Annotated in this window: 14 protein-coding genes; 1 reads left to right on the top strand and 13 read right to left on the bottom strand. The window is 65.4% G+C overall.

What is annotated here, in order from left to right:
* Positions 1 to 18 precede the first annotated feature (18 nt).
* The gene (gene murG / locus ROH8110_RS11700; RefSeq protein ID WP_085818476.1) at positions 19 to 1,140 is read right to left on the bottom strand and encodes an undecaprenyldiphospho-muramoylpentapeptide beta-N-acetylglucosaminyltransferase; all 1,122 of its coding nucleotides are present in this window, start codon (positions 1,138 to 1,140) and stop codon (positions 19 to 21) included.
* 31 nt (positions 1,141 to 1,171) lie between these two features.
* Positions 1,172 to 2,338, bottom strand: a complete 1,167-nt coding sequence (ftsW, locus tag ROH8110_RS11705; RefSeq protein ID WP_085817983.1) for a putative lipid II flippase FtsW — start codon at positions 2,336 to 2,338, stop codon at positions 1,172 to 1,174.
* A 154-nt stretch (positions 2,339 to 2,492) separates the two neighbouring features.
* On the opposite strand from ftsW, the gene ROH8110_RS11710 reads away from it, so the two are divergent.
* The gene (locus ROH8110_RS11710; protein WP_085817984.1) at positions 2,493 to 3,677 is read left to right on the top strand and encodes a BaiN/RdsA family NAD(P)/FAD-dependent oxidoreductase; all 1,185 of its coding nucleotides are present in this window, start codon (positions 2,493 to 2,495) and stop codon (positions 3,675 to 3,677) included.
* Positions 3,678 to 3,773: 96 nt separating this feature from the next.
* Here the strand turns inward: ROH8110_RS11710 and murD are convergent, their stop codons facing one another.
* The 11 genes from murD to acuI form a co-directional block, all read right to left on the bottom strand.
* Positions 3,774 to 5,171 (bottom strand): UDP-N-acetylmuramoyl-L-alanine--D-glutamate ligase, encoded by a 1,398-nt coding sequence (murD, locus tag ROH8110_RS11715; RefSeq protein WP_085817985.1) that lies wholly within the window; start codon positions 5,169 to 5,171, stop codon positions 3,774 to 3,776.
* A gap of 222 nt (positions 5,172 to 5,393) precedes the next feature.
* A complete protein-coding gene (gene mraY, locus ROH8110_RS11720; RefSeq protein ID WP_085817986.1) occupies positions 5,394 to 6,476 on the bottom strand; it encodes a phospho-N-acetylmuramoyl-pentapeptide-transferase in 1,083 nt (360 codons plus the stop codon).
* A gap of 1 nt (position 6,477) precedes the next feature.
* On the bottom strand, positions 6,478 to 7,923 hold the full coding sequence (locus ROH8110_RS11725) for a UDP-N-acetylmuramoyl-tripeptide--D-alanyl-D-alanine ligase (RefSeq protein ID WP_085817987.1): 1,446 nt from the start codon (positions 7,921 to 7,923) through the stop codon (positions 6,478 to 6,480).
* Entirely contained in the window at positions 7,920 to 9,425 is a 1,506-nt protein-coding gene (locus tag ROH8110_RS11730; protein WP_085817988.1) for a UDP-N-acetylmuramoyl-L-alanyl-D-glutamate--2,6-diaminopimelate ligase, read from the bottom strand. The genes ROH8110_RS11725 and ROH8110_RS11730 overlap by 4 nt, the downstream gene beginning before the upstream one ends.
* Before the next feature lie 18 nt (positions 9,426 to 9,443).
* Entirely contained in the window at positions 9,444 to 11,228 is a 1,785-nt protein-coding gene (locus ROH8110_RS11735; RefSeq protein WP_085817989.1) for a peptidoglycan D,D-transpeptidase FtsI family protein, read from the bottom strand.
* On the bottom strand, positions 11,225 to 11,575 hold the full coding sequence (gene ftsL / locus ROH8110_RS11740) for a cell division protein FtsL (RefSeq protein ID WP_176236604.1): 351 nt from the start codon (positions 11,573 to 11,575) through the stop codon (positions 11,225 to 11,227). Before ftsL ends, ROH8110_RS11735 begins: the two co-directional genes overlap by 4 nt.
* Complete coding sequence (rsmH, locus tag ROH8110_RS11745; protein ID WP_085817990.1) at positions 11,575 to 12,567, bottom strand: 16S rRNA (cytosine(1402)-N(4))-methyltransferase RsmH; 993 nt, start codon at positions 12,565 to 12,567, stop codon at positions 11,575 to 11,577. The genes ftsL and rsmH overlap by 1 nt, the downstream gene beginning before the upstream one ends.
* Before the next feature lie 3 nt (positions 12,568 to 12,570).
* A complete protein-coding gene (mraZ, locus tag ROH8110_RS11750; protein ID WP_085817991.1) occupies positions 12,571 to 13,074 on the bottom strand; it encodes a division/cell wall cluster transcriptional repressor MraZ in 504 nt (167 codons plus the stop codon).
* 646 nt (positions 13,075 to 13,720) lie between these two features.
* On the bottom strand, positions 13,721 to 14,239 hold the full coding sequence (locus tag ROH8110_RS11755; protein ID WP_245962841.1) for a GNAT family N-acetyltransferase: 519 nt from the start codon (positions 14,237 to 14,239) through the stop codon (positions 13,721 to 13,723).
* Positions 14,240 to 14,369: 130 nt separating this feature from the next.
* Entirely contained in the window at positions 14,370 to 14,786 is a 417-nt protein-coding gene (locus ROH8110_RS11760) for a universal stress protein (protein WP_085817993.1), read from the bottom strand.
* Positions 14,787 to 14,998: 212 nt separating this feature from the next.
* Complete coding sequence (acuI, locus tag ROH8110_RS11765; protein WP_085817994.1) at positions 14,999 to 15,994, bottom strand: acryloyl-CoA reductase; 996 nt, start codon at positions 15,992 to 15,994, stop codon at positions 14,999 to 15,001.
* Positions 15,995 to 16,062 lie beyond the last annotated feature (68 nt).

Raw genomic sequence — 16,062 nt, forward strand, 5'->3', positions numbered from 1 at the left:
CTTCGGCCCGGCCATGCGTCAGCCCCGCCCCTGATCTTGCTCTTGGTGCCGCCCCGCCAGCGCCTCGACCATATCGGCCAGCTGCCGCGGCGCGTCGGGTTGCGCCACGCCAAGCGCGGCGCGGGCCATCTGCTCGGCCCCTTCGGGGTTGGTCAGCACGCTGACGATCTGCTCGGCCAGCGTATCGGCGGCCAGTTTCGACTCCGGGATCACGATCGCGGCGCCCGCGCGCGACAGGCCCTTGGCATTCGCGCTCTGATGGTCGCCCGCCGCGGCCGCGTAAGGGATCAGGATCGAGGGCCGCCCGATCACGCTGATATCGGCGACGCTGCTCGCGCCCGCACGGCTGATGACCAGCTGCGCCTCGCTCATCCGGCGCGGCACATCGCGGAAAAAGGCCGCCACATCCGCATCTATCCCCTGCTCGGCATAGAACGCCGCCACCTGCGCGCCATCTTCCTCGCGTGCCTGGTGCGCGACACGGATGTTGCGTTTCAACGCCTCGGGCAGCGCCGCGATCGCTTCGGGCACCACCTCGCTCAGGATGCGCGCACCCTGGCTGCCGCCGATCACCAGCACCGACATCGGATAGTCGCCTGGCGGGATATATCCCGCGCCCTGCCGCTCCAGCACGGCGGCGCGCACCGGGTTGCCCACATGCACGCCCTCGACCCCCTCGGGCAGATCGGTCGGCCAGATGCCACAGGCCACACGATCCACGCGACGGGCAAAGATCCGGTTCACACGGCCCAGCACGCCATTCTGCTCATGCACCATGCGCGGCAGGCGCAACAGCCACGCCGCCGCCAGCGCCGGGATCGTCGGATAACCGCCGAACCCCACCACCACAGCCGGACGGTCGCGCAGCATCCGCAGGCTAGCACCCAGAACACCGCCCAGAATGTGAAACGGCGCCAGAACCTTGTTGACGAAACCGCCGCGCGCGAATGTGGCGCTCGCCACCTGCTCGATCTCGACTGAATGGGGAAAGCCGCCGGTATAGCGGGCACCGCGCGCATCCGTGCTCAGCCGCACCCGCCAGCCGCGCCGCAACATCACCTCGGCCAGCGCCTGCGCGGGAAACATGTGCCCGCCCGTGCCCCCGGCCGCGATCACCAGCAATGGGTCCTTTTCACTCACCGCTCCACCTCTTTCGTCGCCGCGGCGCGGTTCACCGTCCCCGCCCGCGCAGAATGTCGCCAATCTCGCCCTGCGGGCGCGTGCGCGTGAATGCCAGCAGCATCCCCATCAATATCCCCCCCGCGATCAGCGAAGAGCCACCATAGCTCACGAATGGCAGGGTCATGCCCTTGGCAGGCAACAGCCTGACCGCGACACCCATGTTGATCATCGCCTGAACCCCGAAGGTCGCCACAAGCCCGGTGCCCGCCAAGCGGATGAACGGATCGCGCTCGCGCATCAGGCGCAGCAGCGACCGCACCACCACCCATGTGTAAAGCGCGATGATGCACAGCACCAGAACCAGCCCGTATTCCTCGGCCGCGACCGCGATGATGAAATCCGTATGCGCATCGGGCAAGGACCACTTCACCTCGCCCTCGCCCACGCCGACACCAAAGAAACCGCCCTCGCGGATCGCATTGGTGGCAAAGCCAAGCTGCGTCGTCGGGTCCACATCCGGGCTCAGGAAGCCGTCGATCCGGCGCGCGAAATGCTCGGAACTGGAATAGGCGAGGCTCCCCGCCAGCACCGCGCAGCCCGCCATGCCCAACAGCAGCAGGATCGGCGCACCGGCCACGAAATACATGACACCCCAGCCGAACAGCACCAGGCACGCCTGCCCGAAATCCGGCTGCATCGCCAGGAACGCCACGATCACCAGCGTCAGGCCGAACGACCACGACAGGCCCGGCGGGCCGTTGATCTCCTGGCTCGCGGCCATCATCCAGGCCGCCACCACCACGAAACCGGGCTTGAGGAATTCCGACGGCTGCACGCTCGCGAACCCCATCGAATACCAGCGCACCGCGCCCTTGCCGAAATCGGTGCCGAAAACCGGCAGCAATACCAGCGCAACGAAGGCCCCAAGGAACCCCAGCACCGCAAGGCGGCGCACCAGCTGCGGGCTCATCATCGAGGTCAGCACCATCGCCACCAGCGCGGCACCGCCGAACACCGCTTGCCGCTGCACGTAGTGAAACGGCTGAAACCCGTTCGATTCGGCCAGCGGCGGCGAGGCCGCCAGCCCCAGCAGGATGCCGATGCTGAAAAGAATGAGGACACAGGACACCGACCACCGGTCGATGGTGCGCCACCATTTCGGAAGGATTGGCTCCGAATCCCTGACCGGGATCGTGCCATAGACCATCTCTGTCATATGAACCGCCGACTACTGCCTCATGTCCCGCCCCGTTTTCGGGGTCTCGCCTTCCAGTTTAGCACCAGAACCGCGCCGTGGGAAGCACTCATGCCCCGCCCGCGCCAACCGAAACCCGTTGACCCCGCACGCCGCTTGCGCCAAGGGCAATCCGATGCAGGTCAACACGCTGATCCTTGGCGCCGGCGCCGCCGGCATGATGTGCGCCGCCCATGCCGGGCCGGGCGTCCTCGTGCTGGATCATGCCAAGGCGCCGGGTGAAAAGATCCGCATTTCCGGCGGCGGGCGCTGCAACTTCACCAATCTCTATACCGGGCCGGAAAACTTCCTCTCCGAAAACCCCCATTTCTGCAAATCCGCGCTCAGCCGCTACACGCAATGGGATTTCATCGACCTTCTCGCGCGTCACGATATCACATGGCACGAAAAGACCCTCGGGCAGCTCTTCTGCGACGGGCGCTCCGGGCAGATCATCGCCCTCTTGCGTGCCGAGATGGCCCGCGCGGGCGCCGATCTCTGGCTTCAGGCATCATTGGCGGGTCTCTCCCATGACGATCAGGGCTTTCGCGCCGAGATCGACCATGAGGGCGCGCGCCGCACGGTGCGCGCGCGCAACCTGGTGGTGGCGACCGGCGGCAGGTCGATCCCCAAGATGGGCGCGACCGGCCTCGCCTATGACATCGCCCGCCAATTCGGCCACTCCGTCACCGAGACCCGCCCCGCGCTCGTGCCCCTCACCTTTCCCGAGGGGCGCTTTTCTGCCCTCTCCGGCATCGCCACCCCGGCCCGCGTCGCGAATGAGCGCACCAGTTTTGAAGAGGCGGTGCTCTTCACCCATCGCGGCCTCTCCGGGCCGGCGATCCTTCAGATCTCATCCTATTGGCGCGAGGGCGAAGAGATCACCCTCGATCTCGACCCGGCTGGCGGCTTGCTGGCGGCCCTGCGCGAACAGCGGCAATCCGCCGGGCGGCGCAACCTCACCACCGAACTCGCGCGCCACCTGCCCGCCCGCCTCGTCGATCACCTCGCTCCCGGCCTGCCGGCGGGCAATCTCGCCGACCAGTCCGACGCGACGCTCGCCGAGATGGTCGCGGGGCTTCGCGCCTGGCACCTTCGCCCCGGCGGCTCGGAAGGATACCGCACCGCCGAAGTCACCCTTGGCGGCGTCTCGACCGACGGGCTCTCGTCGCGCAGCATGATGTCGCGCCACCTGCCAAGGCTCTACTTCATCGGCGAAAGTGTCGACGTGACCGGCTGGCTGGGGGGATATAACTTCCAGTGGGCGTGGTCCTCGGGCTGGGCCGCGGGACAGGCGATCGCGGGCGGCGAAACGGGCTGATCAGCGGCACTTCATGCGGGTTTGTACATTCCAGCCCGGCGCGCGCCTCATTCATGTACGAAACCGGTGTACAAACCGGACGTTTCGTACGGAAACTCACAGCCGGCTGCGGACCTCCTCGATGAAGTCCTCGCCGCGCTTTTCAAAGTTGTCATACTGGTCGAAACTGGCCGCCGCCGGCGCCAGAAGCACCGTTTCACCGGGCTGCGCCTCGCTCATGGCAGCCTCTACGGCGCGCGCCATCGTGGTGCAGATTTCGGCTTTAACCCCTTCAAGTTGCAGGGAAAATTCCGCCGCCTCGCGCCCGATCACATAGGCTTTCGTGACATTTTCCAGCGCAGGCGCCAGCGCCGAAAGGCCGCCCTCCTTTTCCAGTCCGCCGCAAATCCAGCGGATTTTCCCGAATGCTTTCAGGGCCTTGAGGGCCGAATCCACATTGGTGGCCTTGCTGTCATTGACGAATTTCACCCCGTCCTTCTCGGCAATCAACTGGCTGCGGTGCGGCAACCCCGCAAAGCTGTGAAATGCCCGCTCGATCACCTTGGGCGACAGCCCCAGCGTGCGGCAGGCGGCATAGGCTGCGCAGGCGTTCTGGTGGTTGTGCTCACCGGGCAAGCCCTTGATATTTCTCAAATCTATAGAGCCTGCCTGACGGCCCTTGCGGTATTCCGAAAGGAACCCCTTGCGCGCGAATACCGACCATCCCGGCCCCGCCAGCTTGCGGTTGACCGACACCCGGATCACCCGGTCATCCCCCGGCGCCTCGGCCATCTGCCCGGCCAGGAACAGCCCCTCGGCCTCGTCCACCCCGATCACTGCCCGGTCCGGCCCGCCCTCGGCGAACAGCCGCCGCTTGGCCGCGAAATAGCCACCCAGCCCTGCGTGACGATCCAGGTGATCGGCAGATAAGTTAGTGAAAACAGCAACATCCGGGGTCAGGGCGCGGGCCAGCTCGGTCTGATAGCTGCTCAGCTCCAGCACCACCACACCGCCATCCTCCGGCGGGTCGATGTCCAACACCCCCCGTCCGATGTTCCCGGCCAGCTGCACATCCTTGCCGGCCTCTTGCAGCACATGGTGGATCAGTGCCGAAGTCGTTGATTTTCCGTTGCTTCCCGTGACCGCAACCACCCGGGGCGGCACGTCATGCGCGGCCCATCCGGCCGCCGCGAAAGAGCGAAAGAACAGCCCGATGTCATTGTCCACCGCGACCCCTTCGCGCAGGGCATTGGCGACCGCCTTGTTGGGCTGCGGATAAAGATGCGGGATACCGGGGCTGACGATCAGCATGGCGATATCGCCAAAGGCCCCGTCACGCGTCAAGTCCTTGATCTCGAAGCCTTCTTCCAGCGCCTTTTCACGCGCCTCGGGTGAGTCGTCCCAGGCCAGAACCTGCGCCCCGCCCGCCCGCAGGGCGCGCGCCGCACTGAGGCCCGAACGCCCGAGGCCCAATACCGCCACGCGCTGCCCGGACACGCCCTGCACCTCGATCATGCCTCACCCCTTCGTTCATTCGCCGCGCCAAACTGCCCCCGGAACGCCTTGCGCGCAAGCGGTTAACGAAACCTTAACCGGCAAGGCGACCATCAGGGCCACGATGCGAGTCACGCCTTGTTAACAAGGGCGTTCCGTCATCCTTGGCCAATCTGCATCGCGTCGGTCTCATGTCGGTATCGCGTCGGCATCGTATCCGCGCCGACGCGACCGGAGCGCCGGTCAACGAATTTTCAGTGTCGCCAGCCCGATCATGGCAAGGATAAGCGCGATGATCCAGAAGCGGATCACGATCTGCGGCTCGGCCCAGCCCTTCTTTTCATAGTGATGATGGATCGGCGCCATCAGGAAAACCCGTTTCCCGGTGCGCTTGAAATAGAGAACCTGGATGATGACGCTCAGCGCCTCGACCACGAACAGCCCGCCGACAATGGCCAGCACGATCTCGTGCTTGGTGGCGACCGCGATCGCCCCAAGCGCCCCGCCAAGCGCCAGTGACCCGGTATCGCCCATGAACACCGCCGCAGGCGGCGCGTTATACCAAAGGAACCCCAGGCCGCCGCCGAAAAGACCCGCGGTGAAGATCAGGATCTCGCCGGTCCCCGGCACGTAATGCACGTCAAGATACTCGGTGAAATCGACCCGCCCCACCGCATAGGCGATGACCCCAAGCGCACCGCCCGCAATCATCACCGGCATGATCGCCAGCCCATCGAGCCCGTCGGTCAGGTTCACCGCATTGGCCGCCCCGACGATCACGATCATCGCGAAGGGCACGAACAGCCAGCCCAGGTTGATCAGCGTGTCCTTGAACACCGGCAACGCCAACTGGTATTGGAGCTCGCCCGGATGATACCAAGCCGCCCAGGCGGCGGCGATAGCGGCAATGAGAAAGCCAAGCCCGAGCCGCAGCTTGCCCGGCACGCCCTGGACGTTCTGCTTGCTGACCTTGGCGTAATCGTCCCAAAAGCCGATCAGCCCGAAGGACAGGGTGACGAACAGCACCATCCAGACATAGGGATTGTCGAGCCGCGCCCATAGCAGGGTCGACGTCATCAAGGCCCCGACGATCAGAAGCCCGCCCATTGTCGGTGTCCCGGACTTGGCAGCATGCGTTTCCGGCCCGTCGGAGCGGATCGGCTGCCCCTTGCCCTGGCGCTTGCGCAGAACGTTGATCAACGGCGGCCCGAATATGAAGCCGAAGAACAACGCCGTCATGAAGGCTCCCCCGGCCCGGAAGGTGATATAGCGGAACAGGTTGAACACATCCCCGCCATCCGACAACCCTGTCAACCAATACAACATTTCAGCGCCTCTCCATCTGCTGCCCGGCGGCACGCCCGATCCGGCGCAGCGCGTCGACGACAAGGCTGACCCGGCTCCCCTTGGAGCCCTTGACCAGCACGACATCGCCGGCGTCTATCACACGATGGGCCTGCTCTGCCAGTTCCTCGGCGCTGGCGACCACGCGGCCGCGCTTCGCCTCCGGCAAAGCCTCCCAGAGGGACTGCATACGCGGGCCGACGCAATGGACGGTATCCAGCGCCTCGATCTGCGGCAGCTGTGCCAGCGCCTGATGCAGGGCGATCTCGTCGGGGCCAAGTTCCAGCATGTCGCCCAGGATGGCGATGCGCCGTCCCTTGGACACGCGCCCGACGCTGTCTTCGGGCATGGCCGCAGCCAGCACCTCGAGAGCGGCCTTGATCGAGGTCGGGTTGGCGTTGAAGGCGTCGTCGATCAGGGTGATCGAATGATCGTCGACCGGGTCCAGCACGATCACTTCGCGCGTTCCGCGCCCCGCCGGGGGCTGCCAGTTCGACAGATCACGCGCCGCCAGCGTCGCATCCACTCCAAGCGCCTCGGCGACGGCAAGCACGCCAAGCGCGTTGGCGGCGAAGTGACGCCCCGGCGCCGAGAGTTTCACGATCTGCGGCCCCGAGGGCAGGTCGGCCTTGATCACGGTGGCGTCCGCGGTCAGCTGAACCGAAGCCAGACGGTAGTCGCAGTCCTCGCGCGCCCCGAACCGGACCACCGGCCCGCCGGTGACCTGCGCCGCATCCGTGACGGCGCGCAGCGCGTCCGCGTCGATATCGGCGTTGAAGATGCAGGTGCCTTCCGGCTCGAGCCCATCGAATATGGCGGCCTTTTCGTGGGCAATGCCGACGATGCTTTCAAACGCCTCGAGATGGGCGGCGGCGACGGTGGTGATCAGCGCCACATGCGGGCGCGCCATGCGGCTGAGCGGCGCGATCTCGCCGGGATGGTTCATGCCGATCTCGATCACCGCGAATTCGGTATCAGCCGGCATCCGCGCCAATGTCAGCGGCACGCCCCACTGGTTGTTGTAGCTCGCCTCGGCGCTGTGAGTGCGGCCCTGCGCGCCAAGCACCACATGCAGCATTTCCTTGGTCGATGTCTTACCGACCGAGCCGGTCACCGCCACCACGCGCGCATCGCTGCGCGCCCGTGCGGCGCGTCCCAGATCCTCGAGCGCGGCCTGAACATCATCGACGATCAGCAGCGGAGCATTGTCGTCAAGTCCGTCAGGTATGCGGCTGACCAGCGCGGCGGCGGCACCATTGGCCAGCGCCTGCGCGACGAAATCATGGCCGTCGCGCGCCACCTTGAGCGCCACGAACAGATCGCCCGCCTGCAAGCTGCGGCTGTCGATCGACACGCCATCTGCCTGCCAGTCACCCGTGGCGCGCCCGCCGGTGGCGCGGGCAGCGTCGTCTGCGCGCCACAATGTCATGCCAGCCCCCCGTCAAGCGCCGCCACCGCGACGCTGGCCTGTTCGCTGTCATCAAAGGGAAAGACATCGTCGCCGACGATCTGCCCGGTCTCGTGACCCTTGCCGCAGATCAGCAGCGCATCGCCCGGCCCCAGCATGTCGACACCGCGCAGGATGGCTTCGGCGCGGTCGCCTACCTCGCGGGCCAGCTCGGCACCGCCGGCATCGGCAACGCCCGCCATCACCGCGGCACGGATCGCGGCCGGCTCTTCGCGGCGTGGGTTGTCATCGGTGACGATCACGAGGTCGGCATTCTCGACCGCCGCCTGCCCCATCAGGGGCCGCTTGGCGGTATCGCGGTCACCGCCTGCCCCGACGACGGCCACGAGACGGCCCATCACATGCGGACGCAGCGCCTTCAACGCGGTGGCGATGGCATCGGGCGTATGGGCGAAATCGACGAATACCGTCGCGCCATTGGCCCGTGTCGCAGCCAGCTGCATGCGCCCGCGCACGGTCTTCATCTGTCCCAATGTCTCGAAGACGCGCTCGGGATCGGCCCCGGCGGCGATGGCCAGCCCGGCGGCCAGCAGCACGTTTTCGGCCTGGAAGCCGCCGATCAGGTCAAGCGATACCTGATGCGCACGCCCCTTCCAGTCAAATCGCAGATCCTGCCCGGTCGGGGCAAATCGCTGCGCCTGAAGCTGAATGTCGCTGCCCGCCGCGCGGCCCACCGTGATCAGGTCCTGACCGCGCGCGCAGGCGATCTCGGCCATCGCGGGGCCTTTGTCATCATCGACATTGATGACCGCGATCCCGTCCTCGGGCAGGACACGGGCAAAAAGCCCCGCCTTGGCGGCGAAATACTCGTCGAAACCGGCGTGGTAATCCAGGTGATCCTGGCTGAAATTCGTGAACCCCGCTGCCACCAGGCGGACCCCGTCAAGGCGGCGCTGCTCAAGCCCGTGCGAGGATGCCTCCATCGCGGCGTGGGTCACGCCCGCCGCCTCGCAATCCGCAAGCACCCGATGCAGGGTGATGGGTTCAGGCGTGGTGTGGGCCAGCGGGGCTTCATGGGCGCCCTCGACCCCGGTGGTGCCTATATTCACCGCCGCGAAACCCAGTTCCGTCCAGATCTGTCGGCAGAAATTTGCGACCGAGGTCTTGCCGTTGGTGCCGGTCACGGCGACCACCACCTCGGGTTGCGCACCGAACCACAGCGCGGCGGCATAGGCCAGCGTCTGGCGCGGGTCCTCGGCGAGGATCAGCGCGGCGTCACTGGTCGAAAGCTCGTCCGCCGCAAGCCGCGCGCCGCGCGCATCCGTCAGGATCGCCGCCGCACCCATGCGCAGCGCATATTGGATGAAATCACCGCCATGCACCTTTGTGCCGGGCAGCGCCGCAAAGAGATGCCCCTTGCGCACCTCGCGACTGTCGACGGACAGGCCGGTGATCTCGGCCCGGCGCCCGCCCTGGGCCGTAAGCCCCAGTTCCGCCAAAGATTTGGTCTGCCCCGCCGCCATATTTTTCCGCCCGTCGGCCTAGTTCGATGTGAGCGTTATACCAGCCAGTTCGCCGGGTTCAATCTGCGGTCTCAATCCCAACAGGGGCGCCACCCGGCGGATGATCTCGGCGGCGACGGGCACGGCGGTCCAGCCAGCGGTGCGGCGCGGCTCGTCGCCCGAGGTTTCGACCGGTTCGTCAAGCGTCACCACCAGCACATATTGCGGATCATGCGCGGGAAAGACGCTCGCGAAGGTGGCGATCACCTTGTCGTCGTAATAGCCGCCGCCGCGTTCCTTGGGTTTGTCGGCGGTGCCGGTCTTGCCCGCGACGGCATAACCCTCGACCTCGCCCATGCTGGCAGTGCCTTCGGACACCACCTTGCGCAGCATGGTCATCGACGCGCGCGCGGATTGCTCGGACATCACGCGCGGTCCAAGCTGTGCCGCGGGCTGGCGCAACAGGCTCGGCGTCACCTTGCGCCCGCCATTCGCCAGCGTCGCATAGGCGGCGGCCAGGTGCATCGGCGTGGCCGAGAGACCATGACCATAGGAAATCGTCATCGTCGACAGTTCGGACCAGCGCGGCGGCAACAGCGGCTGCCCGCCCTTGGCTTCGACCATCTCGACTGCCGTCGGCTCGAAGAAGCCCAGACGTTTCATGAAATCCTGCTGGCGCTCGATGCCGATCATCTGCGCAATACGGGCCGTCCCGATATTCGAAGATTTGACGATCACCTTGGTGGCGGTCATCTCGGAGCCGTAATCATGGAAATCGCGGATCCGGTGCTTGCCCCAGCGCAGCGGCCCCTTGGTGTCGATCAGCGTCGAGGGATTGATCAGCCCCAGTTCCAGCGCCTGCGCCACCGCGAATATCTTGAAGGTCGAACCAAGCTCATAGACCCCCTGCACCGCGCGGTTGAACAACGGGCTGTCGCTCGGATTGCCCTCGGTGGGCGCACGCGGGCGGTCATTGGGGTCGAAATCCGGCAGCGAAGCCAGCGCAAGGATCTCGCCGGTCTTCACCTCCATCAGGATCGCGGTCGCACCCTTGGCATTCATCAGCTTCATGCCGCCATCAAGCACCCGTTCCGTCGCCGCCTGCACCGACAGATCCAGCGACAGGCGCAGCGGCTCATGCCCATGCGCGGGGTCGCGCAAGCGCTCGTCAAAGGTCTTTTCCACGCCCGCAACGCCGATCACCTCGGCCGCATGCACACCCTCACGCCCGAAGCTGGCACCTCCCAGCACATGTGACGCCAGTTTGCCGTTGGGGTAGAGGCGCATCTCGCGCGGGCCGAACAGCAGGCCCGGCTCGCCGATATCATGCACGGCCTGCTTCTGCTCGGGGCTGAGTTTCTTCTTGATCCACAGGAACTTACGCTTGCCAGTCAGGTCCTTGGTCAGGCGCTCGCGGTCGAGGTCCGGGAAGATCCGCACCAGTTCTTCGACCGCACGCTCGGGGTCGACCATCTGGGGCGGCTGCGCATAAAGGCTGTGGGTCTCGAAATTGGTGGCCAGAATCCGGCCCTGACGGTCCACGATATCGGCACGCTGCGCCAATATCTGCGCCCCGGCCACCGAGCTGCGCGGCTCGCTGGGTTCGGTGCTGGCCAGCACCCCCATCCGCCCGCCGATCACCCCGAAGGCGCAAAAGAACATCACCCCCAGCACCAGAAGCCGCCCCTCGGCCCGCATCCGGGCACGGTCGCGCATCTGTTCATGACGGATCCGAATGTTCTCGCGCTCGATGGCGTCCGGGTTCTCACCTTTGGCGCGGGCATCGAGAATGCGGGCAAGCGGGCGTAGTGGCGTGCGGATCATGGTTCTTGCACCTCCATGCCGGACACTTCGATCGGGTTCAGGATCGGCAGCATTTCGTCCTCGGGCGGATAGGCCACCTGGTCGATCTTGCCGAACTGGTAGGGTTGCAGCGGCAACAGCCCCAACTTGTCGAAATTAAGTTCAGCCAGCTCCATCAGCCGCTCGGGCCGGTTGAGATAGGCCCATTCGGCATTCAAGACCCGCAGGCGCTGCCGGGTGCGGGCGATCTCGTGCTGAAGCTGCTCGGCCTGCGACAGCGCCGCCTGCGTGCGGTAATTCTCGCGGTAGGCCCAGAAGGCCAGGCCAATGACCGCGAGGGCGGTCAACACATAGAACAGGCTTCGCATTATCTGTCCCCCTTGAGCAATGGCATGCCGATCGCCTTGCGGTCGGCGGGCGTGGCGGGCGCCTCGGTGCGGATGGCGACGCGCAGCTTGGCGCTGCGGGCGCGTGGATTCTCGCCCAGTTCCTGATCGTCCGGGCCGATGGCCTTGCGGTTCTTCAGCTCCCATTCCGCCGGGGCCGGAGTGATGCGCGGCGCATGGCGGCTGCCGCCGCCCCCGCCGCCCGACTTGGCCTGAAGAAAGCGCTTCACCATCCGGTCCTCGATGGAATGGAAGGTAACAACCGCAAGCTTGCCCCCCGGCGCCAGCGCGCGCCCGGCGGCCTCGAGTCCGGCCACCAATTCGCCGAATTCATCGTTCACCGCGATGCGTAGCGCCTGAAAACTGCGGGTCGCCGGATGGATCTGGCCGGGCTTGGGGCGCGGCAGGCATTTTTCGACGATACCGGCAAGGCGCAGGGTGGTTTCGATCGGTTCAAGCGCACGTTCGCGCAGGATCGCGCGGGCAATGCGCCGGCTGGCGCGTTCTTCGCCATACAGAAACAGGATATCGGCCAGCTCACCCTCGTCCGCGTTGTTCACGAGGTCAGCGGCGGTCGGCCCCTGCTGGCTCATACGCATGTCGAGCGGGCCGTCGCGGTGAAAGGAAAATCCGCGCTCGGCGCGGTCAAGCTGCATCGAGGACACACCAAGATCCAGCACCACCCCCGCAACGCCCTCGGCATGATCGTCGAGATTTGAGAACCGGTCCTCGACCAGCTCGAGGCGCGCGCCATATTCCGCGCCCCAATCGCGCGCCATCTCAAGCGCCAGCGGGTCGCGGTCCACGCCGATCACCTTCTGAGCACCGGCATCGAGCAGGCCGCGCGCATACCCACCCGCACCCAGTGTCCCGTCGACCCAGACCCCCTCGACAGGGGCAACCGCCGCCAAAAGCGGACGCAGGAGAACGGGGATATGCGGAGCGGAACCTGATGCGAGGGCAGCGGCAGCCATGCTTCACTCGCCTTTCGCGTCATCCAGGAAAACCAGCGGATCGAAATCCTCGGGCAACTCGTCAAGCCATTCCTCGGTCTTGGCCAGCTCTTCCTCTTCATATGTCTCGGGCTTCCAGATCTGGAACGTATCGCCCGCTGCAATGAAAAAGGCCTCGCCCTCAAGGTCGATCTTCTGGCGCAGCTTGGCTGGCAGCACCAGGCGGCCGGTCTCGTCGACATTGGTGGGATAGGATTGCCCGTGAAACAGGCGCTGGAGCATCTTGCGCTGCATCGAGCCGCGCGGCAGGGCGTCGATCTTGGAATCGACCTCTGCGATGGCTTCCATCGTGTAGCATTCAAGGTAATTGCGGCGATGATCGCCATAGACGATGACAAGCTCGGGATTCAGCCCGTCGGTCCAATGCGGGTCCGAGGCTTCGAGCACACGGCGAAACGAGGCCGGGATCGACACCCTGCCCTTGCTGTCCACCTTGTGCTGGCTCTCGCCTCTGAACCTGCGAACCACTGTCTTGTCCGCCTCTCTTCATGCGCCCGAAAACCGGGCCCTTGAAACGAAACGGCGGATTGAGCTGCTGCCACTGCCCAATCCGCCGCCCTCGTCCCGCCTTGCGGGGTGTCCGACTGCGCGCGCCACCTGGGGGGATGTCTGCTCGCCCGCGCGCCGGATCTCTTGTTTCGATGAAAGCGGGTGCCTGTATGAAACCTGACTTGGGAGTTTTTTGTTCGGGGTCTTTGTAGCGCCCCTTTGTTCCCGTCTTCATCGTGCATCAAGGGATGGCATGGGAATTCATGGAAATCAATAAGTTTTTGAGGGAAACAGCCACATCATCTTGTTTAAGCGTCCCTTGGAGAACAAGATAATGTGGGTAGAAGCGCGACCCAAACGCAGTACTTAGCGTTATCCAGATAGATCAACACAAAATATGGTAGAGATCACCCGAGCCGAATTTTTCCCACGAATTCCCGCTTTTTTTCATCTATCGCTCCGGGAAGGCTTCGAATCCACTGAAAAACGGGCCCGGAATTCACCCCGGGACGCGCTCACACCCCCGTGATTCGCCTGTGAGGCGCAGTTTGCCCGCATCGCGGCGCAGCACGGTCCCACGATTTCCCGTGGGCCGTTCCGTCCTTGCGTCAATGTCGTGAAAAGATCAGGCCGTCGGCGCCTCGCCCAGCCACTTATACATGACCAGCGCGTCAACCAGCCCTTCTTCGGGGTGATCGAAGGCCTGCGGCAGACGGCCCACGGTTTCAAAGCCGAGGCTGCTCCAAAGCCGGATCGCGCCGGTATTGGTGCAGACCACAAGGTTGAACTGCATCGCCTTGTAGCCCAGCTTGACCGCCTCGATCTGCGAATGCAGGCACATGGCGCGCGCAACGCCCTGCCCGCGCGCCTGGGGCGCGGTCATGTATCCGCAATTGCAGACATGCGCGCCGCCCCCGGCCTGGTTGGACTTGATGTAATAGGTGCCAAGGATCTCGCCAGCGCGCTCCGCCACGAAACAGGCGCGCGCCTGCACCGTCCACAGATCCAGCATCCGGTCGCGATTGAGACCCGGATCGATGGCATAGGTGTCGCCAAGCCGGATCACATCACGCAGGATCGGCCACAAGGCTTCGCCATCCTCGTCCCGGAACGGACGAATCACGACCTCATCTGCTGCGCTCACCCGCTGACCCCCTGTTTGGCATCTCGGGGCACAACATACCCGGGTTGCCGCAAACGGCAAGCATCGCTGCAACCCGAAAGCGGCGCGCCGAACTGCGCCCGAAACGGACGGAAACCGGCGCGCCCCGTTCTCAGCCGCGCACCACGAAAACCGAGCACTTGGCATGCTCCGCGATCTTGCCGCCATTCGAGGGCCAGATGTAGTCCATGATGTCGGGCATGTGGCTTTGCATCACCACGACATCGGCACCGGTATCGCGCACCGCCTTGAGCAGCACATCATCGATATCGGCGCTGGGGTCATGCGCGATCACCACGTCCGCCGTGGCCTCGAACCCGTTCTCGCTGCCCTGTCCGGATGCGAATTCAAGAAGCTTCTCCTTGTATTCCTCTGGCGTGTGGGCAACCGAACTGGGGGTCGAGGTGGTCGCCCCGACAAACACCACCTCGGCGCCGTAATGTTTGGCCAGGTCTGCAGTGACGGCCAGCGCCTTTTTCAGGTCGCCACGATGCGCCAGATCAACCGGCGTCATGATCTTCTTGAACATCCGAAATCCTCCTTTTGCACGGCAATCCGGCACAGGCGACCAATGCGCGCCGGGTCCGGTCACCATGCCAAATGGGGGCCTGCGGCGCCTCCGCAGGATGCCCCTTGGTGCGACGGTAACGCGCCAAGGGGCAGAAAATCAATCAATCGCGCCCCTTGCGGGGGCAGACGCGACATCGCGCCTTGCCCCCGCAGTCTCACGCGGCTCCCGTGTCAGGCATTCACATCGACAACGACACGCCCCTTCACCTGGCCCTTAAGGATACCGCGCCCCAGTTCGGGAAGGTCCGACAGGGTCGCCGGCTGGATCATCGCCTCGAGCTTGTCCATCGGCAGGTCGCTCGCGATCCGCTCCCAGGCGCGCAGCCGGTTCTCATAGGGCTGCATCACGCTGTCGATCCCCAGCAGGTTGACACCGCGCAGGATGAAGGGTGTGATCAGCGCACCCTCGATCGCAGCGCCCCCCGCAAGACCCACGGCGGCGACCGAGCTGCCGTATTTCATCTGCTTCAGGACACGTCCCAGCATCACGCCGGCCACCGCATCGACGCAGCCCGCCCAAAGCTCGGATTCCAGCGGCTTGCGCGTCACTTCGCTCAGCTCCTCACGCGCCACGATCTGGCTCGCGCCGAGGTCCTTCAGGTAGTCCGCAGTCTCGGGTCGCCCCGTCACCGCAGCCACCTCATATCCCAGATGCGCCAGAATCGCCGTCGCGACCGAGCCGACACCGCCCGCAGCCCCGGTGACCAGCACCGGCCCGTGGCCTGGCGCCAGCCCATGATCCTCAAGCGCCATGACCGACAGCATCGCGGTGAAACCGGCCGTGCCCACGGCCATCGCCGCGCGCGTATCCAGCCCCTCGGGCAGCGGCACCAGCCAATCAGCCAGCACCCGCGCCTTCTGGGCATAACCGCCCCAATGCGCCTCGCCCACGCGCCAGCCGGTCAGCACCACCCGGTCACCGGGCTTGTATCGCGCATCCGCGCTTTCCTCGACAACGCCCGCGAAATCGATCCCCGGCACATGCGGGTAGTTCCGCACCAGTCCCCCGCCCGGCCCGATGCACAGCCCGTCCTTGTAATTCACCGTTGAATACTCGACGGCGACCAGCACCTCGCCATGGGGCAGGTCATCGACCCCGATCTGCCTGACCGCAGCTGCGGTCTTGCCGCTTTCCTCGTCCTTCTCGACCACCAATGCGTTGAACATCGCAAGCTCCCTTCTGTTATGCGGGCCTTCGACCCGCTTCACCGTTTCGTAAATACTCCGGGGAGCGC

This window comes from Roseovarius halotolerans (assembly GCF_900172255.1).
Taxonomy (GTDB): Bacteria; Pseudomonadota; Alphaproteobacteria; order Rhodobacterales; family Rhodobacteraceae; genus Roseovarius; species Roseovarius halotolerans.

Excerpts from the sequence above, each read along its gene's own strand:
- acuI (WP_085817994.1), bottom strand. The coding sequence starts at position 15,994 with ATGTTCAACGCATTGGTGGTCGAGAAGGACGAGGAAAGCGGCAAGACC.
- ROH8110_RS11760 (WP_085817993.1), bottom strand. The coding sequence starts at position 14,786 with ATGTTCAAGAAGATCATGACGCCGGTTGATCTGGCGCATCGTGGCGAC.
- ftsW (WP_085817983.1), bottom strand. The coding sequence starts at position 2,338 with ATGACAGAGATGGTCTATGGCACGATCCCGGTCAGGGATTCGGAGCCA.
- murD (WP_085817985.1), bottom strand. The coding sequence starts at position 5,171 with ATGATCGAGGTGCAGGGCGTGTCCGGGCAGCGCGTGGCGGTATTGGGC.
- ROH8110_RS11725 (WP_085817987.1), bottom strand. The coding sequence starts at position 7,923 with ATGACATTGTGGCGCGCAGACGACGCTGCCCGCGCCACCGGCGGGCGC.
- ftsL (WP_176236604.1), bottom strand. The coding sequence starts at position 11,575 with ATGCGAAGCCTGTTCTATGTGTTGACCGCCCTCGCGGTCATTGGCCTG.
- mraY (WP_085817986.1), bottom strand. The coding sequence starts at position 6,476 with ATGTTGTATTGGTTGACAGGGTTGTCGGATGGCGGGGATGTGTTCAAC.
- ROH8110_RS11735 (WP_085817989.1), bottom strand. The coding sequence starts at position 11,228 with ATGATCCGCACGCCACTACGCCCGCTTGCCCGCATTCTCGATGCCCGC.
- ROH8110_RS11730 (WP_085817988.1), bottom strand. The coding sequence starts at position 9,425 with ATGGCGGCGGGGCAGACCAAATCTTTGGCGGAACTGGGGCTTACGGCC.
- rsmH (WP_085817990.1), bottom strand. The coding sequence starts at position 12,567 with ATGGCTGCCGCTGCCCTCGCATCAGGTTCCGCTCCGCATATCCCCGTT.
- ROH8110_RS11710 (WP_085817984.1), top strand. The coding sequence starts at position 2,493 with ATGCAGGTCAACACGCTGATCCTTGGCGCCGGCGCCGCCGGCATGATG.